At 73.2% G+C, this 25,746-nt stretch carries 28 protein-coding genes and 1 other RNA gene; 18 read left to right on the top strand and 11 right to left on the bottom strand.

What is annotated here, in order from left to right:
• The first annotated feature begins 42 nt into the window (after window positions 1-42).
• A complete protein-coding gene (locus JOD51_RS09540) occupies window positions 43-1,002 on the top strand; it encodes an SDR family NAD(P)-dependent oxidoreductase (RefSeq protein ID WP_204608044.1) in 960 nt (319 codons plus the stop codon).
• 56 nt (window positions 1,003-1,058) lie between these two features.
• Window positions 1,059-2,069, top strand: coding sequence for a YwqG family protein (locus JOD51_RS09535; protein WP_204608043.1), 1,011 nt, complete (start codon window positions 1,059-1,061; stop codon window positions 2,067-2,069).
• Here JOD51_RS09535 and JOD51_RS09530 read toward each other — a convergent pair.
• Window positions 2,066-3,073, bottom strand: a complete 1,008-nt coding sequence (locus tag JOD51_RS09530) for a hypothetical protein (RefSeq protein ID WP_204608042.1) — start codon at window positions 3,071-3,073, stop codon at window positions 2,066-2,068. The two genes, JOD51_RS09535 and JOD51_RS09530, sit on opposite strands and share 4 nt — an antisense overlap.
• 57 nt (window positions 3,074-3,130) lie before the next feature.
• Between JOD51_RS09530 and JOD51_RS09525 the strand changes: the two genes are divergently transcribed.
• Complete coding sequence (locus JOD51_RS09525; RefSeq protein WP_204608041.1) at window positions 3,131-3,796, top strand: copper resistance CopC family protein; 666 nt, start codon at window positions 3,131-3,133, stop codon at window positions 3,794-3,796.
• A gap of 26 nt (window positions 3,797-3,822) precedes the next feature.
• Here JOD51_RS09525 and JOD51_RS09520 read toward each other — a convergent pair whose 3' ends face one another.
• The 4 genes from JOD51_RS09520 to JOD51_RS09505 form a co-directional block, all read right to left on the bottom strand.
• A complete protein-coding gene (locus JOD51_RS09520) occupies window positions 3,823-4,437 on the bottom strand; it encodes a hypothetical protein (protein ID WP_259557033.1) in 615 nt (204 codons plus the stop codon).
• 137 nt (window positions 4,438-4,574) lie between these two features.
• Window positions 4,575-5,000 carry a RidA family protein gene (locus tag JOD51_RS09515; protein ID WP_204608039.1) on the bottom strand — a complete coding sequence of 142 codons (426 nt, stop codon included), beginning with the start codon at window positions 4,998-5,000 and terminating at the stop codon, window positions 4,575-4,577.
• A complete protein-coding gene (locus JOD51_RS09510) occupies window positions 4,997-5,434 on the bottom strand; it encodes an HIT family protein (RefSeq protein ID WP_204608038.1) in 438 nt (145 codons plus the stop codon). The genes JOD51_RS09515 and JOD51_RS09510 overlap by 4 nt, the downstream gene beginning before the upstream one ends.
• On the bottom strand, window positions 5,431-5,943 hold the full coding sequence (locus JOD51_RS09505) for a heme-degrading domain-containing protein (RefSeq protein ID WP_204608037.1): 513 nt from the start codon (window positions 5,941-5,943) through the stop codon (window positions 5,431-5,433). The genes JOD51_RS09510 and JOD51_RS09505 overlap by 4 nt, the downstream gene beginning before the upstream one ends.
• 64 nt (window positions 5,944-6,007) lie before the next feature.
• Between JOD51_RS09505 and JOD51_RS17365 the strand changes: the two genes are divergently transcribed.
• Window positions 6,008-7,492 (top strand): reverse transcriptase family protein, encoded by a 1,485-nt coding sequence (locus tag JOD51_RS17365; protein ID WP_204608036.1) that lies wholly within the window; start codon window positions 6,008-6,010, stop codon window positions 7,490-7,492.
• Window positions 7,493-7,525: 33 nt separating this feature from the next.
• Here the strand turns inward: JOD51_RS17365 and JOD51_RS09495 are convergent, their stop codons facing one another.
• On the bottom strand, window positions 7,526-8,494 hold the full coding sequence (locus JOD51_RS09495; protein WP_204608035.1) for an acetylxylan esterase: 969 nt from the start codon (window positions 8,492-8,494) through the stop codon (window positions 7,526-7,528).
• A 107-nt stretch (window positions 8,495-8,601) separates the two neighbouring features.
• Here JOD51_RS09495 and JOD51_RS09490 point away from each other — a divergent pair, with 107 nt between their 5' ends.
• The 4 genes from JOD51_RS09490 (at window position 8,602) to JOD51_RS09475 (ending at window position 11,202) form a co-directional block, all read left to right on the top strand.
• Complete coding sequence (locus JOD51_RS09490) at window positions 8,602-8,787, top strand: zinc transporter permease (protein ID WP_204608034.1); 186 nt, start codon at window positions 8,602-8,604, stop codon at window positions 8,785-8,787.
• A gap of 155 nt (window positions 8,788-8,942) precedes the next feature.
• Entirely contained in the window at window positions 8,943-9,494 is a 552-nt protein-coding gene (locus JOD51_RS09485) for a hypothetical protein (RefSeq protein WP_204608033.1), read from the top strand.
• A complete protein-coding gene (locus JOD51_RS09480) occupies window positions 9,481-10,161 on the top strand; it encodes an RES family NAD+ phosphorylase (RefSeq protein WP_204608032.1) in 681 nt (226 codons plus the stop codon). Before JOD51_RS09485 ends, JOD51_RS09480 begins: the two co-directional genes overlap by 14 nt.
• A gap of 48 nt (window positions 10,162-10,209) precedes the next feature.
• On the top strand, window positions 10,210-11,202 hold the full coding sequence (locus JOD51_RS09475) for a putative endonuclease domain-containing protein (protein ID WP_204608031.1): 993 nt from the start codon (window positions 10,210-10,212) through the stop codon (window positions 11,200-11,202).
• Between the two features lie 226 nt (window positions 11,203-11,428).
• Here JOD51_RS09475 and JOD51_RS09470 read toward each other — a convergent pair whose 3' ends face one another.
• Window positions 11,429-12,004 (bottom strand): GIY-YIG nuclease family protein, encoded by a 576-nt coding sequence (locus tag JOD51_RS09470; RefSeq protein WP_204608030.1) that lies wholly within the window; start codon window positions 12,002-12,004, stop codon window positions 11,429-11,431.
• Between the two features lie 38 nt (window positions 12,005-12,042).
• Complete coding sequence (locus JOD51_RS09465) at window positions 12,043-12,888, bottom strand: siderophore-interacting protein (protein WP_204608029.1); 846 nt, start codon at window positions 12,886-12,888, stop codon at window positions 12,043-12,045.
• A 76-nt stretch (window positions 12,889-12,964) separates the two neighbouring features.
• On the opposite strand from JOD51_RS09465, the gene JOD51_RS09460 reads away from it, so the two are divergent.
• From JOD51_RS09460 to JOD51_RS09425, 8 genes are all read left to right on the top strand, one after another.
• Window positions 12,965-13,663, top strand: coding sequence for a biliverdin-producing heme oxygenase (locus JOD51_RS09460; protein WP_204608028.1), 699 nt, complete (start codon window positions 12,965-12,967; stop codon window positions 13,661-13,663).
• Between the two features lie 190 nt (window positions 13,664-13,853).
• Window positions 13,854-16,511, top strand: coding sequence for a phosphoenolpyruvate carboxylase (locus JOD51_RS09455; protein WP_204608027.1), 2,658 nt, complete (start codon window positions 13,854-13,856; stop codon window positions 16,509-16,511).
• A 108-nt stretch (window positions 16,512-16,619) separates the two neighbouring features.
• Window positions 16,620-16,958: an STAS domain-containing protein gene (locus JOD51_RS09450; protein WP_204608026.1), complete on the top strand. Its 339-nt coding sequence runs from the start codon at window positions 16,620-16,622 to the stop codon at window positions 16,956-16,958.
• Window positions 16,949-17,377, top strand: coding sequence for an ATP-binding protein (locus tag JOD51_RS09445; RefSeq protein ID WP_204608025.1), 429 nt, complete (start codon window positions 16,949-16,951; stop codon window positions 17,375-17,377). Before JOD51_RS09450 ends, JOD51_RS09445 begins: the two co-directional genes overlap by 10 nt.
• Before the next feature lie 66 nt (window positions 17,378-17,443).
• On the top strand, window positions 17,444-18,403 hold the full coding sequence (locus JOD51_RS09440; protein ID WP_204608024.1) for a helix-turn-helix transcriptional regulator: 960 nt from the start codon (window positions 17,444-17,446) through the stop codon (window positions 18,401-18,403).
• 120 nt (window positions 18,404-18,523) lie between these two features.
• A complete protein-coding gene (locus tag JOD51_RS09435) occupies window positions 18,524-19,666 on the top strand; it encodes a hypothetical protein (protein WP_204608023.1) in 1,143 nt (380 codons plus the stop codon).
• 38 nt (window positions 19,667-19,704) lie between these two features.
• The gene (locus JOD51_RS09430; protein WP_204608022.1) at window positions 19,705-20,538 is read left to right on the top strand and encodes a Nif3-like dinuclear metal center hexameric protein; all 834 of its coding nucleotides are present in this window, start codon (window positions 19,705-19,707) and stop codon (window positions 20,536-20,538) included.
• A 2-nt stretch (window positions 20,539-20,540) separates the two neighbouring features.
• Window positions 20,541-21,275 (top strand): zinc ribbon domain-containing protein, encoded by a 735-nt coding sequence (locus JOD51_RS09425; RefSeq protein WP_204608021.1) that lies wholly within the window; start codon window positions 20,541-20,543, stop codon window positions 21,273-21,275.
• A gap of 389 nt (window positions 21,276-21,664) precedes the next feature.
• On the opposite strand, the gene rnpB is transcribed toward JOD51_RS09425, so the two are convergent.
• The 3 genes from rnpB to map form a co-directional block, all read right to left on the bottom strand.
• Window positions 21,665-22,025: RNase P RNA component class A (gene rnpB, locus JOD51_RS09420), an RNA gene on the bottom strand.
• Between the two features lie 231 nt (window positions 22,026-22,256).
• Window positions 22,257-23,009 carry a polyphosphate--glucose phosphotransferase gene (gene ppgK / locus JOD51_RS09415; protein ID WP_204608020.1) on the bottom strand — a complete coding sequence of 251 codons (753 nt, stop codon included), beginning with the start codon at window positions 23,007-23,009 and terminating at the stop codon, window positions 22,257-22,259.
• 70 nt (window positions 23,010-23,079) lie between these two features.
• Window positions 23,080-23,943 carry a type I methionyl aminopeptidase gene (gene map / locus JOD51_RS09410; RefSeq protein WP_204608019.1) on the bottom strand — a complete coding sequence of 288 codons (864 nt, stop codon included), beginning with the start codon at window positions 23,941-23,943 and terminating at the stop codon, window positions 23,080-23,082.
• Between the two features lie 203 nt (window positions 23,944-24,146).
• Here map and JOD51_RS09405 point away from each other — a divergent pair, with 203 nt between their 5' ends.
• Both JOD51_RS09405 and glnA read left to right on the top strand, forming a co-directional pair.
• Window positions 24,147-24,332, top strand: coding sequence for an SPOR domain-containing protein (locus tag JOD51_RS09405; protein ID WP_111073266.1), 186 nt, complete (start codon window positions 24,147-24,149; stop codon window positions 24,330-24,332).
• A 57-nt stretch (window positions 24,333-24,389) separates the two neighbouring features.
• Window positions 24,390-25,727, top strand: coding sequence for a type I glutamate--ammonia ligase (gene glnA / locus JOD51_RS09400; RefSeq protein WP_111073267.1), 1,338 nt, complete (start codon window positions 24,390-24,392; stop codon window positions 25,725-25,727).
• Window positions 25,728-25,746: the final 19 nt, after the last annotated feature.

Here is a 25,746-nt window from a genome sequence, read left to right as displayed (position 1 = left end):
CGGCTGGACCCGCGACCAGTGCACCGCGGGTAGTCAGGACCCATGGGTCATCGTTTCCGCGGCAAGGTCGTCGTCATCACCGGAGCATCGAGCGGCATCGGCCGAGCCGCTGCGCACGAGTTCGCCAAGCAGGGCGCCACGCTCGTCCTCGCCGCACGCGGGAAGGAGAGCCTGGAGGCCGCCGCCGCCGAGTGCCGCGCGCTCGGTGCCGAAGCCGTCGCGATCCCCACCGACGTCGCCGTGGAGCGGCAGGTCGACGACCTCGTCGCCACCGTCACCGCACGCTTCGGCCGCATCGACGTGTTCGTCGGCAACGCGGCGCTCTTCGTGTACGGCCTGTTCGAGCAGACGCCGACCGAGGCGTTCAAGCGCGTCGTCGACACGAACCTGCACGGCCACGTCCACGCGGTCAAGGCGCTGCTGCCGCACTGGAAGCAGCGGGGGAAGGGCACCTACGTCCTCGTCGGGTCGATCCAGTCGCTGCTCTCGGCGCCGTACCAGTCGGCGTACGTCACGAGCAAGCACGCCGCCCTCGGGCTGATCGACGTCCTGGCCGACGAGCACCAGGGCACCGGGATCCGTTTCGGCGCGGTGCTGCCGTCGACGATCGACACCCCGATCTACCAGAACGGCGCGAACTACACCGACAAGGCCTCGCACCCGCTGCCGCCCACCGTCTCCGTGCAGCGTGCCGCGAAGGCCGTCGTCGCGCAGGCCGTGCACCCGAAGCGGAACCGCTACGTCGGTCGTCTGCAGGCCTCGTTCGTCATCGCCGAGTTCGCCGTGCCGTGGCTGTTCCACCGCATCACGACGCCCGCGGTGCAGATCTTCGCACTGCGCGGACACCAGGCACCGACGGACGGCAACCTCTACGCGCCGAACGACGCCGGCAACGCCACCGACGGCGGCTGGGTCGCGAAGCGCCGCCGGGTCACCCGACCGCTCGTGTGGCTCGGTCTCGCCGGACTCGTCACGCTCCTCGTGCGGCGCGGTCGCCGCTGACGTCGTCGCCCCTCCCGATCCCGGTACTGTGCTGAGGTCGGGTGGGAGGGGCACTGATGGACGGTCACGAGGCGCAGGTGGACGAGGTCGCCGTGCGCGATCCGGGTGGGTCGGCATGGACTGCGGTCCTGGTCCTCGCCTGGACGGTGTTCGGGCTGGGCTTCCTGGCGCTCGCGATCTGGTGGAACGCCTTCGAGCACGTGGACGTCGGTCCCGCGTTCGGCCGTGCCGCGCTCGTCGCGCTGCCGCCACTGGTCGTTCTGCACCTGGTGCACTGGGCCGTCCGGCGGCGGGCTGCACGTCGACCGACCGACGCGGTCCACGCTGCCGCCCCGACCGTCCCGACCGTCCCGGGTCCGCCGACCGCGCGGCCAGCGTCGGCACCGGTGTCGTCGACGGCGCCGATCGCCGCTGACCGCCCACCTGCCGCCGGGGACGCTCGCGCGACGGCGGCAGCCCTCGAGGCCGGCGCGATCGCGGTCCTCGGTGCCTACCGCTCCTCTGTGCCGGCGCCGATCGCAGCGACGCGGATCGGCGGGCTCCCCGCGGTGCCCCAAGACTTCGTGTGGCCCGAGTGCCGGCACCACGGCGAACCGATGCAGTTCACCGCACAGATCGAACACGAGGGCACCCTCGTCAGCGTCTTCGTCTGCCAGTTCGACCCCGGCACCTGCGCCTCGTGGGAAGCGGACTCCGGGGCGAACGCGGCCTTCGTGTTCCGCGGTCGGGACCTCCGGCTCGCCGAGTACCCGCCGTCGCCGCACGGGGACCCCGACGACCCGGAACCGGCCTGGCCGCCGGTCACCGACGACGAGTACCTGCTCGGCCTCGCCGCGGCGACCACCCCGTCGGACGAGGACGAGCAGCTCGGTGTGCCCGACGACGTGTGGTTCGCCGGGCAGTACGGCGGGGACCCCGACTGGATCCAGGACGACGAGACCCCGGACGGCCTGCGCTTCGTCGCCTCGATCGAGTCCGGTCCGCTGGAGTTCGACTTCGGTGACGGCGGATGCGCCTACGTGTTCTCGGACGGGCAGCGGGCCGCGGTCCTCTGGCAGTGCTCCTAGGCGTTCCGCCGGACTTCCTCGTCCAGGAGCCGCTCCAGGGCACGTCGCCGCAGCCCCCACGGCACCCAGACGGCGGCGACCGCAGCAGCGCCGACACCGAGCGCGACGGCCGTCTCCTGGGTCACGGCTGCGGCGAGCAGGACCCCGGCGACACCGGTGACGAGGGACGCCGGGACCATCCACCACCACGGCGGGGTGGCTGCGAGACGAGCGAGACGCTGCTGCTCGCGCCGGGCCTGACGGAGCGCTGCCGCTTCCCACCGGTCGTCGCCGTGCGCGTCGTACCGGGGACCGGAGCCGGTGCCGACCGCAGCCGCTTCCGCGACCGTCGGAGCGGACCCGAGCGACAGACCGGACCCGACCGTCAGGACGGATGCGGCCGGCAGCAGCGGCGGACGGCTGCGGGGCGCGGGTGTGCCGCCGGAGGTCCACTCGCCGCCGAGCAGGAACGACCGGTCCGGTTCCGCGAGGGCCAGTGCCGACGCCAGGTCCGTGAGCGGCGAGACGGTCGACACGGCGGACGGCTCGTCCCAGTTCGATGCTTCACGGCGGACCTCGTCGACGTACTGCTCGACGTCCTCCGCACCGCCCCAGGACATGGCGACGAGCTGGTCCAGCGCCAGGTGCACGACGGCGTGTCCGGTCCGCTCGGCGACCGAGGCCACGTCCGCCAGGAAGGCACGGGCGGGCTCGTCGACCTCGGGCCAGGCGGCGGTGACGGCCGGCAGCCGACGTTCGAACGCGCCCCGGGCCTCCCGCCAGTCGACGACGACGTCGGTCACCGACGCGTCCGGCTCGTCGCCGTGCTCGACCGCGGTCCGGAGTCGCGCCACATGGGCGTCCCACGCGGATGCGGGGACGAGTCCGACCCAGAGGAACGGCAGGAGGTTCTGCACGTCCCACGTGCCGGTGACGGCCGTCAGGTCCTCCGTCGCAGCCGCGGTCACCGCCCGTGCCTCGTCGGTCGAGCCCGGACGGATGAGCAGTGTCAGCTGGTTCCCCACCCGTCGGACACTACCGGCGCGCCCGGTCTGTCATCCGTCCACCCGTAGGGTCGAGTCGTGTCATCGACCGCCCGCAGCAGCCACACCAGGACCACGCCGACCCTCCGCCGCACCCTCGGCTCGTTGGTCGGCGTCGCCACCGTCCTCGCCGGCCTCGCGACCGCGGCGCCGGCGTCGGCCCACTCCGGCCTCACCGGCAGCACGCCCGCCGAGGGTGCGGTCGTGTCGAGCGACCTGCGCCAGGTGGACCTGACGTTCACCGAGGCGCCCCTCGCCGGACTCGATGCGGGCCTCCGGATCGAGGTCCGCGACCAGGCCGGCCAGGACGAGTCGACCGGGGAGGTCACCGTCGCCGGCACGACGATGTCGAAGCAGGTGGACCTGTCCGCCGGCCCCCACACGATGCTCTGGCGGTACGTCTCGCCGGACGGCCACCCGATCGACGGGCAGGTCGCGTTCACGGTGCAGGGGGCGCCCTCCGCGGCCGCCGAGCCGACCGGCACGCCCACCGCCACGCCCAGCCGGGAGGCCCGTGGGTCGTCCGGCACGTCGGTCACGACGACACCGACACCGGCCGCCGCCGCGGACCGCGCCGACGGGACCTCCGCCGACGCGTCGCCGAGCGCGCTGCCGTGGGTGATCGGCGGGGTCGCCCTCGTCGTGGTCCTCGGTGTCGTCGTGGTCCTGGCGAGCCGTCGTCGCTCTGCCCCCGCGGCGGACTGACTGCTTCCGGGTACGGTCGGGCCCGGTCAGTTCGCCAGGTCGTCCAACCAGTTCGACCGCAACCGGAGCGCTCGCTCGATGCTCCCCGCGACCGTCGCGACGCCGGCCGCGATGTTGACCACGAGCGGGATCTCGATCGCCAGTTCGAACGCCCCGACGGCCTGTCCGATCGGCGGGATGGCGGTGATGCCCTCGAGCAGCTGCGGTGCGGCGAGCCCCACACCCGCCAGGACGACCAGGGTCGAGGTGGTGCCGATCGCCCGGCTCAGTCCGGGGCGCTCGGCCGCCAGGCGGGCTCGTCGGCCCTCGGCGCTGTCGGGGAGTGGCGTCAGTTGCCGCACGTCACCCGTGACGGCGACGAAGTGGCACCGGCGCACCCCGAAGGTCCCGACGGCGACCTCGATGTGGCCGCCCGGCACCGGGAACCGCGTCGGGAGCGACGAGAGGGCGAGCAGTCGGCCGTCGCGGTACAGCCGGGCGCGGACGGCGCCATCGTCACGGTCGCCCAGGTGGTTCACGTCGACCGTGTAGCTCGCCGCCATCGTGGTGCCGGGGTCGCTCAGGTGGATCTGGAACAACGACCGGGTCGCCACCTGCCACCAGCGCAGCGGCGGCAACGGCTCCCCGTTGCCCTTCCGCACGCGCCGTTCACGTCGCTGATCGCGCCACCCCTCGGTCCCCATCGGCCCCCGCCTCCGCCCGTGGCGCTCTCCGCGCCGTCACCGGTGTCGGCCACGCGACTGCGGACCGACCGGTGCGACCAGTCTCGCAGGCCGGGTCAGGGTGCGTCGAGGACCGCGGCCACCGCCTCCACCTCGACCAGCTGGTCGTCGTAGCCGAGGACCGTGACGCCGAGCAGTGTGCTCGGCACGTCGTGCTCGCCGAACGCATCGCGGACGACCCGCCATGCGGTGACCAGGTCTGCCTGCTGCGTCGACGCGACGAGGACGCGGGTGCTGACGACGTCCGTCATGCGTGCGCCGGCGTCGGCCAGGGCCTGCCGCAGGTTCGCAACGCACTGCGCGGCCTGCGCGGCGTGGTCACCCGGTGCCACGGTCGTGCCGTCCGCGGCGAGCGGGCACGATCCGGCGAGGAAGACGACACGGGCGTCAGCCGGCACCGTCGCGGCGTGCGAGTACTCCGCCCGGCTGAGCACGCTGGACCGGATCAGCTCGACCGCGCTGGGCCGTCCGCCGTCCGTCACTCGAACATCTCCGCGAGCATCGCCGTCGCGTCCCCCTCGACCACGTGGGCGGACCGCGCCTCCGGCCAGTGCAGCACCCCGTCGTCGGACCAGCACGGCACCACGTGGAGGTGCAGGTGCGGCACGCTCTGCCCCGCGTCGGTCCCGGTCGCGCTGAGCACGACGACCCCGGTCGCCCCGAGCGCGGCACGCATCGCCCGTCCGACCCGCTGGGCGAGCAGGGTCGTCGCCCGCAGCGCGTCCGGTGCGACGTCCAGGAGGCCCGTGGCGTGCTCCCGCGGGACCACCAGCGTGTGACCCGGGGCGAGTTCCGACTCGGGCAGCGGCCGGAACGCCACCGCGTCGGGCTCTCGCTCGACCCAGGCCGTGCCCTGGTCGTCGTGCTCGATGAGGTGGCAGAAGACGCAGTCGTCCGCAGGGTCCGTCCCCGTCACGCGCGCTCGTCCCGTCGTGCGCGGTGTGCGCGCAGGGCCTCGACCACGAGGGCGTGGTCGTCGTGCATCTCGAGGCCGCTGACGCCGACCGCTCCGACGAGGGCGCCGCGGACGAACAGCGGGAACCCGCCGCCGGCCGCCTGGTACTGCCGAGGGTCGAGCGCCGCGGCCTCGTCGAACGAGGACCCGCCGAGCTCGTACTGCGTCCGCACCGCCAGGGTGCTGTGCGCGAAGTGCCGGACGACCCGGAACTTCCGGTCGAGCCAGGCGTCGTTGACGGCGGCGGACCCGGGCGTCGCCGCGTGGAAGACCCGCTGCTCCCCGAAGGCCACCGTGAAGCCGACGCCGAGCCCGCGTTCGAGGGCAGTGGTGCGCAACCACGAGCCCACCGCCCAGGCGTCGTCGAGGTCGAACGCGTCGTGGTCGAGTTCGCGCTCCTCGGCCAGCAGCACGGCGAGCTTCTCGTCGGTCGGCAGGTCGCGGTAGCGGGCTCCGGTGGTGTCGGGCATGGTGCTCCTCACTGGGACGGCGGTGTCGCTCGTCACGGTAGCGGCTTCCTCCTATGGTGGGCACGTGGAGTTCCCGGGGGAGGCGGACGGCGCGCGTGACGCGTCGACCTCTCCGGGGTCACCCCGGGGCACGCAGGACCAGCAGGACCACACGCCCCGAGAGGCTCGGCGCGCTCCGCGCGCGCGTCCTCACGGAGGCACCGACAGGTCCCCCGGGAACCCCACGCCCCTCGACGTCGTCGCCACCGCACTGGCCGACGCGTTCCTCGCGGCGGACGCGTGGGACGTCGACCACCTGACCGCCGCCGGCTACGACGTCGTCGGTCTGGAACGTGCGTACGTGGGACTCGCGGTCCGGGCCGCTCTCGAGACGTACCCACGGCCTCCCGTCGGTGCGCCCCGCCAGCTGGCCGCGGCCCTGGCCGGGTCCCCGCCGCTGGTGCGCCTGCACGACGCGCGGCGCGACCGCCGACCGGTCCGGGTGCTGCTCCGCCGTGCGGTCGCGGTGCAGGCGGTGCCGACCGTGTCGAGCCGCCTGCTCGTCGACACGCTGCCCGAGCTCGCCCGGGAGCTCGACGTGACCGTCGGGCGGCTGCTCTGGCTCGCGGACACCCGCGGGTGGAACCGGCGACCGGGACCCGCCAGCCCGTTGCACCACCACCGTCACGAGTGGGTGCACCGACCCGGGCGGACGCCGCGACTGCTCGAGAAGCCGATGGACCTGCTCCGTCGGACGCAGCGCACCGTGCTCGACGAGCTGCTCGCGATGCTGCCGGTGCACGACGCGGCGCACGGGTTCGTCCCCGGCCGCAGCGTCGTGACGGGCGCTCGGGTCCACGTCGGTCAGCAGGTCGTGGTGTCGGCGGACCTGACCACGTTCTTCGCCAGCGTGCGAGCGCCGTCGGTGTACGGGGTGTTCCGGAGCGCCGGGCTCGCCGAGCCGCTCGCGCACGTCCTCACCGGCCTCTGCACGCACCGGGTTCCGGTGCACGTCCTCACCGCGATGCCGCCCGGGGGCGACGCGGACGAGCGGGGTGCACTGCGCCGGTTGCTCGCCGACTCCCACCTGCCGCAGGGCGCCCCGACCTCGCCGGCCCTGGCGAACACCGTGCTGCGACACCTCGACGCCCGGCTGGCGGGATGGGCGGCGTCGGTCGGTGCGGCCTACACGCGGTACGCCGACGACCTGACGTTCAGCGGCGGTGCCGAGCTGGCGCGTCGGCCGGACGCGTTCCTGCGGGGTGTCGAGCGGATCGTCACCGACCAGGGGTACCGGCTCAACGCCCCGAAGACGCGGGTCCGTCGTGCTGGCGTCCGCCAGTCCGTGACCGGCGTGGTCGTCAACGAGCGGACCGCACCCGGACGTCGCGAGGTCGACCGGCTGCACGCCGTCCTGCACAACTGCGTGGTGCACGGCCCGGTGTCACAGGACCGCGGCGGCCATGCGGACTTCCGGGCGCACCTGCTCGGCCGGATCGGCTGGGTCGCCCAGGTGCACCCGGCCCAGGCCGTGCGGCTCCGGGCGGAGTTCGACCGCATCGCGTGGTGACGCGTGGCGCGCGCGTCGGCCGACCAGCCCGCGTCAGCCGAACAGCGCGCGCAGGCGGGGGAGCGTGTCGGCGTCCTCGTGCGGACCGCCGCCCTCGTGGCCGTTGTACTCCCAGACGGTGATCTCCTTCGGCCCCGCCCACGCGTTGTAGGCGGCGTACACCGTCGACGCGGGGCAGATCGGGTCCATCAGCGCCACCGAGAACCACGCCGGCGCACTCGCGCGGGCGGCGTGCAGCACCCCGTCGAAGTAGGCGAGCGTGCCGAAGACCCGGTCCGTCGCGGTGCGGTGCGTCGCCAGGTAGTCGACGAGCTCGTGGTACGGGTAGGCGTCGGTGATCTGCGTCGCGTGCCGGTGGTCGCAGAGGAACGGCACGCGTGGGAAGACCCCGGCCAGCCCCTCGACCAGCCCGGCGACGGCGATCGCCAGCCCGCCGCCCTGGCTGCCGCCGAGGACCGCGATCCGGTCGCTGTCGATCAGGTCCAGGTCGCGTGCGGCGTCCACGGCACGGACGGCGTCGGTGGTGAGCCGTCGGTAGTAGTAGGTGTCGGGTGACTCGATGCCGCGCGTCATGACCCCGGGGATCGCGGGCCCGGTGCCGTCCGGGTCGGGGGTGTCGCCGGTCGCCCAGCCCGAGCCCTGCCCGCGTGTGTCCATGAGCAGGTGGGCGACGCCGGCGGAGGCCCAGAGCAGCCGCTCGGTGGGCAGGCCGCGTCCGCCGCCGTACCCGATGTACTCGACGACGGCGGGGAGCGGGGCGTCGGCACCGCTGCCGGCCGGGACGGTGAGCCACGCGGCGATCCGCTGCCCGTCCCACCCGGCGAACGAGACGTCGTAGGTGTCGACGGTGGTCAGGCCCGTGTCGACCCGGTCGGCCTGCACGGCGATCGGGTGCTCGCGGGCTGCGGTGAGGGTGCGTCGCCAGAAGTCGTCGAAGTCGTCCGGTTCGGCGACGCTGCCGCGGTACGAGGTGAGGTCCGGTCCGGTGATGTCGGTGTACACGTTCCGACCCTGGCACGACGGCTGAGTGTCTGCACGGATCACTGCCGGATCCGCCCGACGTCCTCTACGATGCAGGTGAGAATCGATCTCACGAAAGGACGGTACCCATGACCGACACCACCCCCGACGTCCCCCAGGGCGACGAGCACCGCATCGCCGAGCACGGCGTCGCCGAGCACGACCACGAGCAGGACGGCGGCGAGCACCAGCAGGTCGAGCACGGCGACCACGTCGACTTCGTGCACGACGGCCACCGCCACGCGCGTCACGAGGACCACTACGACGAGCACTGATCGTCGCACGGTGACCGCCCGGCGCTGATCGCAGCGCGGGCACGACCGGACGGGAGGCGCGGTGCGGGACTCGCACCGCGCCTCCCGTCCGGCGGTTGACGTGGTTGTCGGTGGGGGAGTACCGTCGGGTTGACGCGGTTGACGAGAGGGGCCTGATGGAATCGACACTGCACCGCACGCGATCCGCGGCCGAGGAGCTGAGCCCGGCCGAGTCCGCGCTGCTGCAGGCGCTGACCGAGCGGATCCGCCTGGGCGAGGCGGACGCCGCCCTCACCGACACCGCGGACGTCGACGCGCTGGCGGAGCGGATGCTCGCCGCGCTGCCGACCGTCAAGCACGAGACCGACGCGCTGATCGGGCCGTTCTACGACACCGCCTCGCTGGCGAACTGGCGTGGCGTCACCCGGCAGGCGATCCACAAGGCGACCCAGAAGCGCGACCTCATCGGGCTGAAGATCGGCGACGGCACCCGGGTCTTCCCGGCGTTCCAGTTCGGTCGGACCGGAACCCCGCTGCCGCACCTGCGCCAGGTGCTCGACCTGATCGACCGGGACGGCATCGACCCGTGGGGCAGCGCGCTGTGGCTCAACACGGTCGCCGACGAGTTCGGCGGGACGACGGCCGCGCAGGCGCTCCGCGACGGTCGGGTCGAGCCGGTCCTGGTCGCCGCCCGCCGAGCCGCGCACGCCTGGCATGCCGACGCCTGACCGGGAACCGGCTCGGACCGACGTCGCCCAGCGGGTCCCGGCCGACGACCTCGACCTGACGGACTTCCCGGCTGCCGAGTCGCGCGGCACCACCTTCTACCGGGCGAAGCGCCACGACCGTGGGGCGTGGTGGTTCGCGTCGACGCCCGCGGACGCCGACGGTGTGGACGGCGGCCGGTTCGACCTCGCCGACCCGCGGGGCACCTGTTACTGGGCGGACTCGGTCGAGGTCGCGGTGCGGGAACGGCTCGCGCACCACACCCTCCACACGAACACGGTGTTCGCTGCCCGGGCGCGCGAGATGGTCGTCGTGGCGGCCCGCGCCTCCCGGGGTCGACGGTTCGCCGACGTCACCGACCCCGCGGCGGTGCGCTCCGGGGTCGGCGCCGAGCTGCAGACGATGGGCGACTACCGGGTGCCGCAGGCCTGGGCGCGGGCGTTCGACGCGGCCGGGTTCGCCGGCGTCCGGTACAGCACCCGGTTCACCAGCGCCGCCGCGGCGAACGCGTGGGCGGTCTTCGGCGACGCCGGCGTCCCACGGAAGCCGCGCCCGGAGCGGGTGCACCGCGACGGCATCGCGGCGTGTCGGGAGTCCGGCATCCGGGTGCTCGAGGACGGTTCGCAGGCCGGGCCCGAGCGGTTCACGTTCGTCACCCCGCCGCGCTGACGGAGTACTGCACCGCTGCTGTCGGTGGCTCGTCCTACCGTGCGGGTCGTGGCCGAACCAGTGGATGCGTGGTGGCGCCGGCGGCAGTGGTCGCGCGGTGTGCCGGTGCCGTACGCCGTGGGCGAGTTCCGTGCGGAGTGGGCGTCGTGGCCCGTCCTGGTGCGGCAGTACCACCCCGACTGGAACGCCGGCGTCGTCCTCACCCAGATCCCGCCGGCGGCTGACGTCCTGCTGACGTGGGAGTGCGACGTCGGCCACGTCTTCGTCGCCACGCCGAGCGAGCAGCGGTCCCGTCCCGGTCGTGAGCGCCGGCGGTCGGTGTGGTGCCCGGAGTGTGCTGTGCTCGCCCAGCCGCAGCGGTGGCCGGTGCTGCCCGAGGACTGGCCGTCTGCGGTTCCGGTCCCGCAGCGAGCGGTTCGGTCGGCCGGACGCCAGACCCTGCCGGCCGCACCGGCACGCGGGCTGCCCGGTGGTGCGGTCGCGTCGTCCCGACGCGTGCCCACGCGCACCCGGGGCGGCGGCAGCGCCGGCAGCAGCGCCGGACGGGGGCGCAGCACCCGGACGACCGCGCCCCGGACGATCTGCCCGAAGACCCCGCGGTTGCCGTCGGGGGAGTCGTTCGTCAGCCAGTGCGCGCCGGCGCCGGCCTCGGCGGTCGAGGCCGAGCTCCGGGCCGGGCTGCGCGACCGCCTCGATCTGACGTTCGAGCACACCGCGATCCGCCTGGACCGGCCCTTCCACGAGCACGTCGAGGTCTGGCCGGACATCATCCTGCCGGAGCTCCGCGTCGCGATCGAGTACGACTCCACCGGTCGACACGGGCTCGAGCACGTCGGCTCGCGCGAGGCGTCCGACCGCCGGAAGGACCGCGCCACCCGGGCCGTCGGGTGGGAGGTCGTCCGGATCCGCACGGGGCGCCTGCCGGTCCTCGGGCCCTGGGACCTGCAGGAGTCCGGGGTGTCCGGCCGCACCATCGACCGGCTCGTCGACGTCCTGCGTGAGATCCGCGGCCCGCTGTTCGTCGACGCCTACGCGCGCTGACGTCGGGCCGGCCGTGCCCGGCCGTGCCCGGCCGTGCCCGACCCGGCTCAGCCGGCTGGGTCGCCGCACAACGAGAACCGGTCCGCGCCAGGGTTTCCCACGGTGCGAACCGGTGCCGGTGGTGCGTGTCCACGCCGAACCGACGCAGCGCGAGCCGGGCCGGTGCGCCGGCAGCCGACCGTGTCGACGCACGACGAGAGCCGGCCGACGCCGGCCCGGGCTCGGCTCAGCCCCGCAGCGCCAGCGCCTCGCTCATCCACCGCGTGTGCAGCGCCCACGGGTCCGGCACACCGGCGGCCACGACGTCGACGTGCGCCAACAGCTCCGGCGTCACCCGGAACCACTCGGTGCCCGGGTACCGCGAAGCGGCGAACTGCGCGTGCCGCTGCCGTTCCAGGGTGCGGTCGCCGCGCTCGAACCCGAGCAGGTCCTGGTGGGCGATCCGACCGAGGCGCTGCCGTGGGTTCGCGGTCGTGCCGATCTTGATCCGGTCCCCGGTGTCGTCGCGCATCCGCAGGTAGTACACGACGTCGACCCGCGGTGCGCCGAGTTCGCCGTCCGGCACGTCGCCGAAGCGCCACTCGCACACGGCGCACACCGCGCCGGAGGGGAACCGCACCCCGACCCGGCCGCCGCAGACCAGGCACGGTCCGGGCAGGACGTCCTCGACCCCGACGTGCTCGGCCGCGAACTCCCCGACGAGCCCCACGTGTCCGGTGCACAGCGGTACCGGGGCGTCGGGGGAGCTGACCGCAGCACAGCCGGGGACGCAGCAGCGAGCAGGGCTCTCCGACCGGACCATGCGCGGCACGCTACCGACGGCCACCGACGCGGCCGGGCTCAGTCCTCGAAGACCACGCCGATCGGCTCGCGCTTCTCCTCCTGGAACCGGTCCTCGGCACGCCCCAGCGCCCAGTACGCCGACAGCGACAGGTCGGACTTCTCCAGCCCCCAGTCGTCCTGCAGCACCCGACGGATCGCCTTGACGGCGGCCCGCTCGCCGTGCGCGAAGACACTCACCGCTCGGGAGGGACGTGCCAGCTCCCGGGTCGCCGCCAGCAGCAGCGTGCCCGGCTGGGCACCCGCCGCGTCGCGGTGCAGCCAGCGCAGCTCGACGCCGGCCGGGTGCGCGAGGGGCTGTTCGTCGGCGGGGCCGGCCACCTCGACCAGGGCGACACCCGTGGCGGACGGGAGCATGGCCTCCAGGGCGGCGCCGATCGCGGGCAGGGCGCTGTCGTCACCGAGCAGCACGTGCGTGACCTCGGGGTCCGCGGCGGGGGCCCAGCCACCGCCGGGGCCGGAGAGGGCGATGCGGTCGCCGGGCCGGGCTGCCGCGGCCCAGGGCCCCGCGAGCCCGTCGGTGCCGTGCACGACGAAGTCGATCGCGATGGTCCGCGCGACGGGGTCGACGGCACGGACGGTGTAGGTGCGGCGGGCGAGCAGGTCCGCCTTCGGCATCGTCGCGCGGAGGGCCTCGAGGTCGTACGGCGGCTGCAGGCCGGTGCCGGGCTGCGGGAGCAGGAGCTTGACGTACTTGTCCGTGGTGGCCAGGCGCTCGGGGTCGGCGTGCTCGACGAACGTGTCGTACCCGGGGCCGCCGAGGTGGACGCGCACCATGTGCGGGGTGAGGCGCTCGGTGTGGTCGACGACCAGGACGTGCTGCGGGCGGTTCGGCTTCGGGCTCATCGGTGGACGAGCCTCCTTTCCTGGGTCTTCCCGTCGGAGGGTGACGACGGACACCTTGTGAGGTTAGCCTCACCTCATGAGCACGAACGTCGTCCCGTTCTCCGAGGCCCTGCGGGTCCGGACGCGGCGCTCGCACGGGGTCTCCGCCGGCCACGGCTTCATGCACGACCTGGTCGAGGGGCGCTGTGACGTCGCGGACTACGCCACGCTCCTGGGGCAGTACGCCTTCGTGTACGACGCCCTCGAGTGCGCAGCCGACCGGATGGCGGACCACCCGGTCGCCGCACCCTTCGTGACCAGCCGACTGACCCGCATGCCGGGCATCCGCGCCGATCTCGAGTACCTGGTCGGGCCGGACTGGGACGAGCTGCTCACGCCGCTGCCCGCGACGACGGCGTACGTGCGCCGGCTCAACGAGGTCGCGGCGACGTGGCCCGGCGGCTTCGTCGCGCACCACTACACGCGCTACCTCGGGGACCTGACCGGCGGCCACGCCATCGGACGCCTGCTCGCCGACCAGTTCGGCTTCGAGACCAACGGCGTGCTGCTCTGGATCTTCGACCAGGTCGCCGACCCCGCCGCGTTCACCGACACGTACCGGGCGGAGCTCGACGCGGCGCCGTGGAGCGACGAGGAACGGGAGCGGGTGATCGCGGAGGTCGAGCTGGCCTACCGTCTCGACGCCGGGCTGCTCGCCGCCGTGGACGGGATGCGTCTGCCGTCCGCCCTCGCCGACCCCGCCCGAGCCGAGCCCGCCCTCGCCGACCCCGCCTGAGCCGAACCCGCGTGAACCGAGCGCGCACCGCGTGAGCCGAGCGCGCACCGCCTGAGCCGAGCGCGCACCGCCCGAGCCGGGTTCCGAGTCCGCCGCAGCAGGCCGTCCGGACGGTCGTCGTCACGTGGTGTCGGCGCCCGGTACGCTGCTGCCACGCCGGGACAGCCCGGACCGACCCGGGAAGGACGAGATGACGGCGATCGACGGTTCGACGCGCTTCGGACGCGCGCGTGACGACGTCAGCGGAGCGGTCGACAGTGACCTCCGCGCTGACGTGCGGTACCTCGGCAACCTGCTCGGGCGGGTGCTCCGCGAGACCGGCGGTGACGACCTGCTGCGCGACGTCGAGTCGCTGCGCCAGGCGGTCATCGACGCGTACGAGGGCACCGACGACGACGGAGCCGCCCGTGCCGAGGCGGTGGTCGCCACGTTCTCCGCCGAGCGTGCCGAAGAGGTCGCCCGGGCGTTCACCTCGTACTTCCACCTGGTCAACCTGGCCGAGGAGCACCACCGTGTGCGGGTCCTCCGCGCCCGCGGTGACGACGGCGGGCAGCCGGGCGACTCGTTCCCCGCGACGTTCGTCGAACTCGTCGAGCAGGTCGGCCCGGACGAGGCCGCAGCCCGGCTCGAGGGACTGCGCTTCCACCCGGTCCTGACCGCCCACCCGACCGAGGCCCGCCGTCGCGCGGTGACCACGGGCGTCCGGCGCATCACGGACCTCATCGACGAGCGCGACCGCAGCAAGAACGCGACCGCCCGCGCCGAGAACGAGCGTCGGCTCCTCGAGGAGATCGCGACGCTGCTCCGCACCTCGCCGCTCCGCACCACCCGGCCGACCCCGCTCGACGAGGTCCGCACCGCGATGAGCGTGTTCGACCAGACCCTGTTCGAGATCGTGCCGCAGGTGTACCGCCTGCTCGACGACCGCCTGCAGGGTGACGACGCCGGCCGTGCCCCGGTGCAGGCGCCGGCGTTCGTGCGCTTCGGTACCTGGATCGGTGGTGACCGTGACGGCAACCCGCACGTCACCGCCGACGTCACCCGCCAGGCTGCCGAGATCGCCGCGGAGCACATCCTGCTCGGGCTGGCCCGGGCCGCGACCCGCATCGGCAGCGCCCTGACCCTCGACGCCGACCACACCCCGGGTGACGCCGGTCTCACCGCACTGGTGGCGGCGCAGGAAGCGCTCGACCCGGACGTCGCCGAGCGCATCGGCATCCGCGCCCCGAACGAGACCCACCGTCGGGCGCTGCTGTTCATCGCCGCCCGCATCGACGCCACCCGTCGCGACGATCGTCCGCTGGCCTACGGCGGCCCGGACGAGCTACTCGCCGACCTCCACGTCGTGCAGGCGTCACTGACCGCTGCGGGGGCCCTCCGTGCCGCGAACGGTGAGCTGCAGAACCTGGTCTGGCAGGTCGAGACCTTCGGGTTCCACCTGGCCGAGCTCGAGATCCGCCAGCACTCCCAGGTGCACCGCACGGCCCTCGCCGAGATCCGTGCCGGGGGAGCCCTGAGCGAGATGACCGAAGAGGTCCTCGCCGTGTTCCGCACCATCGCCGACCTGCAGCGCCGGTACGGGGTCCGGTCGGCCCGCCGGTATATCGTCTCGTTCACCCAGTCCGCCGCGGACCTGGCGAACGTGCACGAGCTCGCGGTGGCGGCACTCGGGTCGGTCGAGGCCGCTCCGGTGCTCGACGTCATCCCGCTGTTCGAGACCTTCGCCGACCTGCACGCCAGCGTCGACATCCTCGACGAGGCCGTCCGCACCGAGCCGTTCCAGCGTCGCCTCGCCGCGACCGGGCGTCGGCTCGAGGTGATGCTCGGGTACTCCGACTCCTCGAAGGACGTCGGACCGGTGTCCGCGAACCTGGCGCTGTACGACGCGCAGGCCCGGATCGCGACCTGGGCGACGGAGCACGACGTCGAACTGACCCTCTTCCACGGCCGCGGTGGTTCGCTCGGCCGCGGTGGCGGCCCGGCGAACGAAGCCGTGCTCGCGCAGCCGCCGGGGTCGATCGACGGGCGGCTCAAGCTCACCGAGCAGGGCGAGGTCATCTTCGCCCAGTACGGCGACCAGGACATCGCGGCCCGGCACCTCGAGCAGATGGCCTCGGCCACCCTGTTCGCGTCCTCGCCGACGAACGAGGCCCGCACCGCTGCTGCCGCGACCCGGTTCGCCGACCTGGCACAGCAGCTCGACGACGTCTCCCGCGCGGCGTTCTACGACCTGGTGAAGGCCGACGGCTTCGCCCCGTGGTTCGCCCGGGTCACCCCGATGGAGGAGCTCGGGCTCCTGCCGCTCGGGTCCCGTCCGGCCCGGCGCGGCCTCAGTGTCGAGTCGCTCGAGGACCTCCGGGCGATCCCGTGGGTGTTCTCGTGGACGCAGGCCCGCATCAACCTCGCCGGCTGGTACGGCCTGGGCTCCGCGCTCGAGGCGGTCGGCGACCTCGACCTGCTCCGTACCGCGGCTGCCGAGTGGCCGCTCTTCGCAGCGCTGATCAAGAACGTCGAGATGTCGCTCGCGAAGACCGACGTCCAGATCGCCCGGCGCTACCTCGAGCTCGCGGACCGCAGCGACCTCGGCCAGAAGGTCCTCGACGAGATGGACCGCACGCGCTCGTGGGTGCTGCGGATCAGCGGCGCCGAGGACGTCCTCGAGGACCGACCGGTGCTCGCGCGGGCCGTCCGGCTGCGCTCTCCGTACGTCGACGCCCTGTCGCACCTGCAGCTGCGGGCACTCCGGGCGATCCGCTCGTCCGGCAGCTCCGACCCCACCGACGGCGACCACCGGCTGCTCCTGCTGACCGTGAACGGCATCGCCGCCGGCCTGCAGAACACGGGGTGATCCCCCGGACCGGGGGTACGGGCGCCAGCGCGTCCTGTTCCCCCGGTCGTCACGACCCGTTAGCCTCCGATGAGGCACGCGCAGACTCTCGAGGGGGCCCCACACACAATGGACATCGTCGTACACGAAGCCGGAACGGAAGCGGCGGTGCTGGAGTGCTCCGGCCGCCTCAACATGGTGTCGGCACCCGCCTTCCGTGAGACCGTCGCGACGGTCATCGAGAACGGTCGTCCTCGTGTCGCCGTCGAGCTCTCCCACGTCGAGTTCCTCGACTCCTCGGGGCTCGGTGCGCTCGTCGGGGCGCTGAAGACCGCTCGGCAGGCCGGTGGTGACCTCCGGATCGCCGCACCGTCCGAGCAGGTCGCGATGGTGCTGAAGCTGTCGAACATCGACAAGATCCTCCGCAGCTACGCCGACGGTGACGAAGCCGTCCGCGAATGGGTCTGACCGGGGTCGGCGTGGGCGAGCACCGGTTGGACTTCGCGTCGCCGCCCGACGACGTCTCCTCGGTGCACGACTTCCTCAGCGACGTCTGGACGGCTGAGCCCGCCGTCAGCGTCGAGGACCGCATGGCCCTCGAACTCGCGATCATCGAGCTCGCGTCCAACGTGATCGAGCACGCGGCCGGCGGCGGGCAGGTCACGTGCTCGCTGACGCTCGCGGTCGCCAGCGACGCCCTGGAGGCCCGGATCACCGACGACGGCCGCCCCGCGTCCGTCGACGTGGCCGGTGCCACCCTGCCGGACGACATGGCGGAGGGCGGCCGCGGCCTGGCCCTCGTGCAGATGGTCGTGGACGAGCTGCGCTACGACCGACTCGGCGACGAGAACCGGTGGACCGTCCGGAAGGCCACCCGCGCGGTGTGAGCCGCTTCCCGCGTCGGATTCATCCGGATGCATGGAGTTCGAGAGGTGCGTGCCACGATGCCCGGGATGACCACCACCACGGAATCCAGGACCGTCTTCGAGACGTCCGGCTCCGACCTCGACGCTGCTCGGTCGATGTTCGAGCAGACCTACGAGGCATCCGGCTTCCTGCCCGAGCGGACCGAGCGGGCCTTCGGGTACCGCTTCCGGTCCGTCGGCGACCAGACGATGTCGCTGCGGTCCACCCGCTTCGACGCGCGGATGGTCGGCGAGGTCGACTCCGGCGACCAGGTCAGCGTGGCGTGGGTGACGGACGGCGGCGGCGTACTCGACGTCGGCCGTGACGAGGTCGCCCTCGCACCGGGGCGCCCGGTGGTGTTCCCGATCGGCCGTCCCTACCGCTTCGACCTGGCCGACGTGCGACAGAGCGTCGTACAGTTCGATCGCACGTTCCTCGAGCGCATCGCCGCCGAGGCCTACGGCACCGAGCCCGGCACCCTGGTCTTCGACCACACGGCCATCCCCGGGGCGCAGGCCGTGCGCGCCTGGAACCACCAGGTGCAGGAAGCCTCCCGCATCGTCCTCGGCAACACGCCGGTGTCCGTGCTCGCCCTCGCCGACACCGCCCGGCGGACCGCCCTGGCGCTCCTCAGCACCTTCCCGCACCGGATCACCGCGCGCCAGGTCCCGCTGCCCGCCGGCGCCACCGGACGCGTGCGGTCGGCGATCGAGTACATGCACGCCGCCGCGCACACGCCGATCACCACGACCGACGTCGCCGAGCACGTCGGCCTGAGCATCCGCGGCCTGCAGCAGGCGTTCCAGCGCCAGGTCGGCATCGCCCCGAACGCCCTGCTCCGTGGCATCCGACTCGACCGGGTCCGCGACGAGCTCCGCGCCGGCACTCCCGCCGACACGACGGTGGCGAGCGTCGCCGTCGACTGGGGTTTCGCGCACCTCGGTCGGTTCTCGGCGGCGTACGCCCGGCGGTTCGGCGAGTACCCCCGCGACACCCTGCACGGCTGACCCGAGCGACCGGTCCCGACGCGGCGACGGGTGGTTCGTGCGGGAGCGACATGCCACCGGATCCCGCGACACTCCGGGGATGTCCGTACCGATCGGGTCCGCGATATTCATACTCCTCACATGGAGACGCAGTCCGGAGCACGCACGCCCCTCGTGGACCCCTTCGGTCGCGAACTCGAGGAGTGGTTGCGCGACGCCCCGGCCACGCGGTCGCCGTACCTCGCTGACCTCGTCGTGCCGCCGGTCACCGGTCCGGTCCGCCGTCCGGTCCTGCCCCCGGTGGACGTCGAGGAGCCGGTCGCGGACGTGCCGGCAGCCGAGCTCCCGGTGGTCGAGCACGCGGCAGCCGAGCACGCGGCAGCCGAGCTCCCCGCACCCGAGACCACCGCTGCGGTCGAGACGACCTCCGGTGACGACCGCGCCTTCCGCCGCGACCGGGACCGCGCCCGCCACGTCGCCGTCTGCGCTCCGTCGTTCCCGGAACCGCCCGAGCGCCTCGCGCTCCGGTTCGACGACCTCGCCGTCGCGCTCGACGCCTCGAGCGGTCGCACCACCATCGAGCGCATCGACCTGCTCGAGGACGAGGTCCGCGTCCGCGACGAGGACCTCGCCCGCCTGGCCGCGTGGGAGGCCGTCGTCGCCGACAGCACCGACGCCGAGGTCGAGGGGGCCCGGGCCTTCGCCCGCGAGGTCTTCGCCGACCTCCTCGCCGACGCCGCCCGCGAAGCCGACCGCCGCGAGCGTGCCGCGCTCCGCCGCGCCGCCACCGCGCCGGTCCGCGTCGGAGTCGTTCGCCCCCTCCTGCCGGCACCGCACCGTGCGGTCGCCGAACCGGTTTCGATCGACGTGTCCGCGGCGGACCAGGCCGACGCCGACGCCGTGGTGACCACCGACGGACCGCAGGCCGCGGTCCGACCGGTGTCGAGCCTCCAGACCGTGTCGCCCTCGTCGCCGCCGGTCCCCGCCTCCGGCCGGCCGACCCCGCTGGTGCAGCCGGCGACCGGCCCGACGGTCATCGACCGCGAGGCGTTCGCCGCCGTGATCCGCGCCCACACCGGCGAGCAGCCGGTCGTCTCCGTCGCGGTGCCGGTGGCCGCGCCGGTCGCCACCCCCGAGGCCACCGACGACGCCGACGACACCGTCGCCACCGCCGTCGTGGACGCATCCGATCGGGAGGCCCGTGCCGACACCGCGTCGATCGCCCCGACCGGCTGGTGGTCGCGTCTCGTCGCCCGCCTGCTGCGCCTCGTCGGCCGTCGCTGACACCCGGGCCGACCCCGTCGTCTCGGTACACTGACGGGATGCCGACGCTCCGAGAACTGCAGTCCGTCGTCGAGTCCCTGTGGCCGGCGGCCGGGGCGGAGTCCTGGGACTCCGTCGGCCTCGTCTCGGGTGACCCGGACGCCGTGGTCGAGCACGTCCACCTGGCGGTCGACGCCGTGCCGGACACCGCGCGCGAAGCCGTCGCCGCCGGGGCAGACCTGCTCCTGACCCACCACCCGCTGCTGCTGCGCGGCGTGACCACGATCGACGAGTCCACCTACAAGGGCTCCGTCCTCGCCACCCTCGTCCGTGGCGGGTGCGCGCTCCTGGCGGCCCACACGAACGCCGACGTCGTGACCACCGGCACCTCGGCCGTCCTCGCGGACCGGATCGGCCTGCAGGAGCAGCGTCCGCTCGAGCCCGCAGCCGACGGTGTCACCGGGATCGGACGGGTCGGCGTCCTCGCCGAGCCGGTGCCCCTCGGTGTGCTCGCCCGGCGGATCGTCGACGTCCTGCCCGCCACCGCGACCGGGGTCCGCGTGTCGGGGGAGTACGACCGACCCGTCCGCACCGTCGCCCTCTGCGCCGGCGCCGGTGACGCCTACCTCGGCAACCCCGAGGTCCGGGCCGCCGACGTCTACGTCACGAGCGACCTGCGGCACCACCCCGCCTCCGAGTTCCGCGAGCAGGCGATGGTGGCGGACGGCCCCGCGCTCATCGACACCTCGCACTGGGCGACCGAGTGGCTCTGGCTCGACGTCGCCGCCGAACAGCTGCGCGCCGCCACCGGGGTCCGCGTCACCGTGAGCGACCTCCGCACCGACCCGTGGGACTTCGCCGTCCTGCCATCCGCCCCCAACGAAGGAGCCTGACCATGAAGGCAGCACCCGAGGACCAGGCCATCCTGCTCGACGTCCAGCGACTCGACAACGACATCACCCGGCTGGCACACCGGATCAGCTCCCTGCAGAAGGGCGAGCACCTCACCGAGCTCGGCACCCGGGCCGCCGGCCTGCGCAGCCAGCTCGCCGCCGCCACCGGGGACGTCGAGGACGCCGAGCGCGACCTCGCCCGCCTCGAGTCGGACACCGCCACCGCGCAGGCCCGCATCGAGCGCGACACCACGCTGCTGCAGAGCGTCGGCAACGCCAAGGACGCCGCCGGCCTGCAGAACGAGCTCGACTCGCTGAACCGTCGGACGAACGACCTCGAGACGCAGGAGCTCGAGGTGATGGAGACGCTCGACCGCCTCCGCGCCCGTGTCGGCGACATCGAGAAGCAGCTCGCCGACATCGACGCCGAGCGTGGCCGGCTGATGGGCGTCCGCGACGACGGCATCGCCCGGTTCGAGAAGGACCGCGTCGCCGCCGTCCAGTCCCGCGCCGACGTCGCCGCGAAGGTGCCGGCCGACCTCCTCGCACTGTACGAGCGGCAGCGAGCCCGGTACGGCTTCGGGGCGTCGCTGCTGCAGGGCGGCGTGTCGACGGCGTCCGGCGTGGCGCTGAACAACTCCGACCTGGCCTCGATCCGGGCCGCGGCGCCGGACGACGTCGTGCTCTGCCCGGACAGCGACGCGATCCTGGTGCGGACGGCCGAGTCCGGCCTGTAGGCGCTGCCGGCCGGCGCCGCCGCCGCAAAACGCCGCCGCTTCCGCGAGACGCCGCCGAATCCGGCGGCGTCTCGTGCGTTTCGCGGTGTCTCGCGGCGGCGGGCGCCAGCCAGAGTCCGGGGGCATGCCGGGCGGGAGGCGCGGTGCGGGCTGGCTGCGGGCCTCCCGGCCGCCGAGACGCTTCCGTCCGCATGCGACGCCGTCGTCCGGGCGAGACGCCGCTGCCGACGCGACACGCCGGTGCGTGCGTGAGACGCCGCTGCGTGCGTGAGAAGCCGCGGAATCCGGGGGCGTCTCGTGCGCTTCCTGGTGTCTCGCGGTGTCGGCGGCCTGGACACGACAGCCCGGCACCTCGCGGTACCGGGCTGTCGTGATCGTACGGTCTGGGGCGAACGGGCCGGCCGTACGCCGGGTTCTGTCCCGCGACCGAGGTCGCGGTGACGGCCATCTCTCTCGGACCGACGTTGCCGTCGGCCTCCAGCGGTCTACCCGAGGACTCGGCGAGCAGCCTCAGCGTCCTCTGTCTGACCTTGCTCCGGGCGAGGTTTACCGAGCAGATCCGGTCACCCGGATCCCTGGTGGTCTCTTACACCACCGTTTCACCCTTACCGGTGTCGCCACCGGCGGTCTGTTCTCTGTGGCACTGTCTCGCGGATTGCTCCGGGTGGGTGTTACCCACCGCCCTGCTCTGTGGAGCCCGGACGTTCCTCGGCACTCCCGGGGGAGTGACGCGACCGTCTCACCGACCCGTTCGCTCCGACGAGTGTACCGGCCCGCCCGATCCTCCCGGCCCGTCTCCGAGGTGCGTCCGGTCGACCGACCCCGACACGCCGCACGTCGTCCGCCGAGCGGTCGCAGATCGTCGGTCTCGGGCGTGGAGAACGACGTTTCGTGACCGCTCGACGGGGAGCCTGCGGGGTGTCGTGACCGGTCGGCGCCGGGCAGGCGGGCGCGCCCGGGTGCCGGGCAGGGCGGGGCAGGTCAGCGGGAGCTGCGTGCCGCCAGGGTCGCCGCGCCGATGATGCCCGCGTTGTTGCGGAGTGTCGCGGGGATGATCTCCGCCTGCAGGTCGAGCAGCGGCAGGAACTCCTCGTACTGCTTCGACACGCCACCGCCGACGACGAAGAGCTCCGGGGAGAGCAGTGCCTCGAGTCGCGAGTAGTACTTCTGCAGACGCTTCGCCCAGTGCTTCCACGTCAGGTCGTCCCGCTCCTTGGCAGCGAAGGACGCCTTCGTCTCGTAGTCGACGCCCTCGATCTCCAGGTGCCCGAGCTCGGCGTTGACGATGAGCACGCCGTCGTTGATGAGCGCGGTGCCGATGCCGGTGCCGAGCGTCGTCATAATGACGAGCCCGTCACGGCCCTTCGCCGCGCCGAACTGCTGCTCGGCGAACCCGGCGGCATCGGCGTCGTTGACGAAGTGGATGGAGCGGCCGAGCTCCTTCTCGAAGAGCGCCTCGGCCTCGAAGCCGATCCACTTCTTCGACACGTTCGCCGCGGACATGGTCTTGCCGTCGCGGACGATCGCCGGGAAGCAGACGCCGACCGGGACGTCCGAGGCGGGGGACAGGTCGTCCAGGATCGACTTGGCGACCTCGACGATGTCCTGGGGCTTGCCGCCCTCCGGGGTCGCCTTCTTGATCCGCTCGGTGGTGAGTTCGCCGGTCGCCGTGTCGACGATCGCGCCCTTGATGCCTGTTCCGCCGATGTCGACGCCGACTGCGAGTGAGGTCATGGGGAGCGGTGCCTTCCGTAGGTGACGCGGGTGTCCGGCACGGTCCCGGGATCGGGTGCGCCGCGGGGGATCAGGAGACGGTGAGGAGTTCGGTGCCGCGTTCGGTCACGAGGAGCGTGTGCTCGAACTGGGCCGTCCAGGAGCGGTCGCGCGTGGTGACGGTCCAGTCGTCGGCCCAGATGTCGGCGTCGATGCCGCCGAGGGTCAGCATCGGTTCGATCGTGAACACCATGCCCGGCTCGATCACGGTGTCGTAGCGGACGTCGTCCACGTGCGGGATGACCAGCCCGGAGTGGAAGGCCCGACCGACGCCGTGTCCGGTGTAGTCGCGGACGACCCCGTAGCCGAAGCGCTTGGCGTACGACTCGATCGCGCGGCCGATCACGTTCACCTGGCGGCCCGGGGCGACGGCGCGGATGCCGCGGTGCATCGCCTCTTCCGTGCGGGTGACGAGGTCCTGGACCTCCGGCGCGACCTGCCCGACCACGAAGGTCCGGTTGGTGTCGCCGTGCATGCCGTCCTTGTACGCGGTGATGTCGATGTTCACGATGTCGCCGTCCTGCAGCACGGTGTCGTCGGGGATGCCGTGGCAGATCACCTCGTTCAGCGACGAGCAGAGCGACTTCGGGTACCCGCGGTAGCCGAGCGTCGAGGGGTAGGCACCGTGGCCGACGATGAACTCGTGGCCGATCCGGTCGAGTTCGTCGGTCGTGACGCCCGGGCGGATCGCCGCGCCGACGGCGTCGATGGCCTGCGAGGCGATGCGGCCCGCGGTGCGGATGCGCTCGACCTCGTCCGGCGTGTAGCTGTCGCCGAGGCCGTGCTCGTGCGGTTCGACCTTGCCGACGTACTCGGGACGCTCGACGTCCCGCGGGACGGGCCGCTGCGGGGAGATGCGGCCAGCGGTCAGGTGTCCGTGTTCGTCCCGTGGCATGCGCTCCACTCTAGCGGCGTGTCGGAACCGACCGCCGCCTCCCGTGTCGGAGCCGACCGCCGCCTCCCGAACGCGGAGCCGGACGTCCGCGCGCACCCGGACCGACCCGGCCAGCACCGCCGACCCGGACCGACCCGGCCAGCACCGCCGCCCCGGGCCCGCCCGTCCGGACGACCCGGGCCGGCCCGGGTACGGTCAGCCCCATGACCGACGAGCGCATCGAATCCCAGTGGTGGTACAACGACAAGACCGGCGAGGTCGAGCAGGGCCTCAAGTCGACCAACCGTCACCACATCGGCCCCTTCGCCACGCGTGACGAGGCCGCGCACGCCCTGGACCGCATCCAGTCCAACAACGAGCGCGCCGACGCCGCGGACACGGAAGGTTGACCACTAGCCTGTGACAACGGTCGTGGACCCGACCAGCTGAACTCGGAAAGGTCGTGCATGGACAAGCAGACGGACTTCGTGCTCCGCACCATCGAGGAGCGCGGGATCAAGTTCATCCGACTCTGGTTCACCGACGTGATCGGCACCCTCAAGTCGGTCGCCATCGCGCCGGCCGAGGTGGAGGGCGCGTTCGCCGAGGGCATCGGCTTCGACGGCTCCGCGATCGAGGGCCTGACCCGCTCGTACGAGGCCGACGTGCTCGCGCACCCGGACCCCTCGACGTTCCAGATCCTGCCGTGGCGCGGGGAGATCGACCCGACCGCGCGGATGTTCTGCGACATCACGACCCCGGACGGACAGCCCGCCGTGGCCGACCCCCGCAACGTCCTGAAGCGCACGCTGGCCCGGGCGAGCGACCGCGGGTTCACGTTCTACACGCACCCCGAGATCGAGTTCTACCTGCTCAAGGACCGCGACTGGAAGGACGGCGGCCCGAAGCCCGTCGACCAGGCCGGTTACTTCGACAACGTCCCCGGCGGCAGCGCGCACGACTTCCGTCGTCGGTCGGTCCGGATGCTCGAGGACCTCGGCATCTCGGTGGAGTTCAGCCACCACGAGGCCGGCCCGGGGCAGAACGAGATCGACCTCCGCTACGCCGACGCGCTGACGATGGCGGACAACATCATGACGTTCCGCACGGTCGTCAAGGAGGTCGCGATCGAGCAGGGCGTCTACGCGACGTTCATGCCGAAGCCGCTCTCCGGCCAGCCCGGCTCCGGCATGCACACGCACGTGTCGCTCTTCGAGGGCGACCAGAACGCGTTCTACGAGCCCGGCGGCGAGTACCAGCTCTCGCCGACGGCCAAGCAGTTCATCGCCGGTGTGCTCAAGCACGCGCCGGAGATCACCGCGGTGACGAACCAGTTCGTCAACTCGTACAAGCGTCTCTGGGGTGGCGACGAGGCCCCGTCATTCGTGACCTGGGGCCACAACAACCGGTCCGCGCTCGTCCGCGTGCCGCTGTACAAGCCGAACAAGGGCCAGTCCGCCCGGATCGAGTACCGCGGCATCGACTCCGCCGCGAACCCGTACCTGGCGTACTCGCTGCTGCTCGCCGCCGGTCTCAAGGGCATCGAGGAGGGCTACGAGCTCCCCGCCGAGGCCGAGGACAACGTCTGGAGCCTGTCCGACTCGGAGCGCAAGGCACTCGGCTACAGCCAGCTGCCGGCCAGCCTCGACCACGCCCTGTCGCTGATGGAGGACTCGGAGCTCGTCGCCGAGACCCTGGGCGAGCAGGTCTTCAACTTCGTGCTCCTCAACAAGCGCCAGGAGTGGAAGCGGTACCGCGACCAGGTCACCCCCTTCGAGCTGGACACCAACCTCGGCATGCTCTGACCGTTCCGGTCCGACACCC

Source organism: Curtobacterium herbarum, assembly GCF_016907335.1.
In the GTDB taxonomy this organism is placed as follows: domain Bacteria; phylum Actinomycetota; class Actinomycetes; order Actinomycetales; family Microbacteriaceae; genus Curtobacterium; species Curtobacterium herbarum.
Note: the sequence above shows the minus strand (reverse complement) of the source record. Positions and strands in the feature narration are given on the sequence as shown.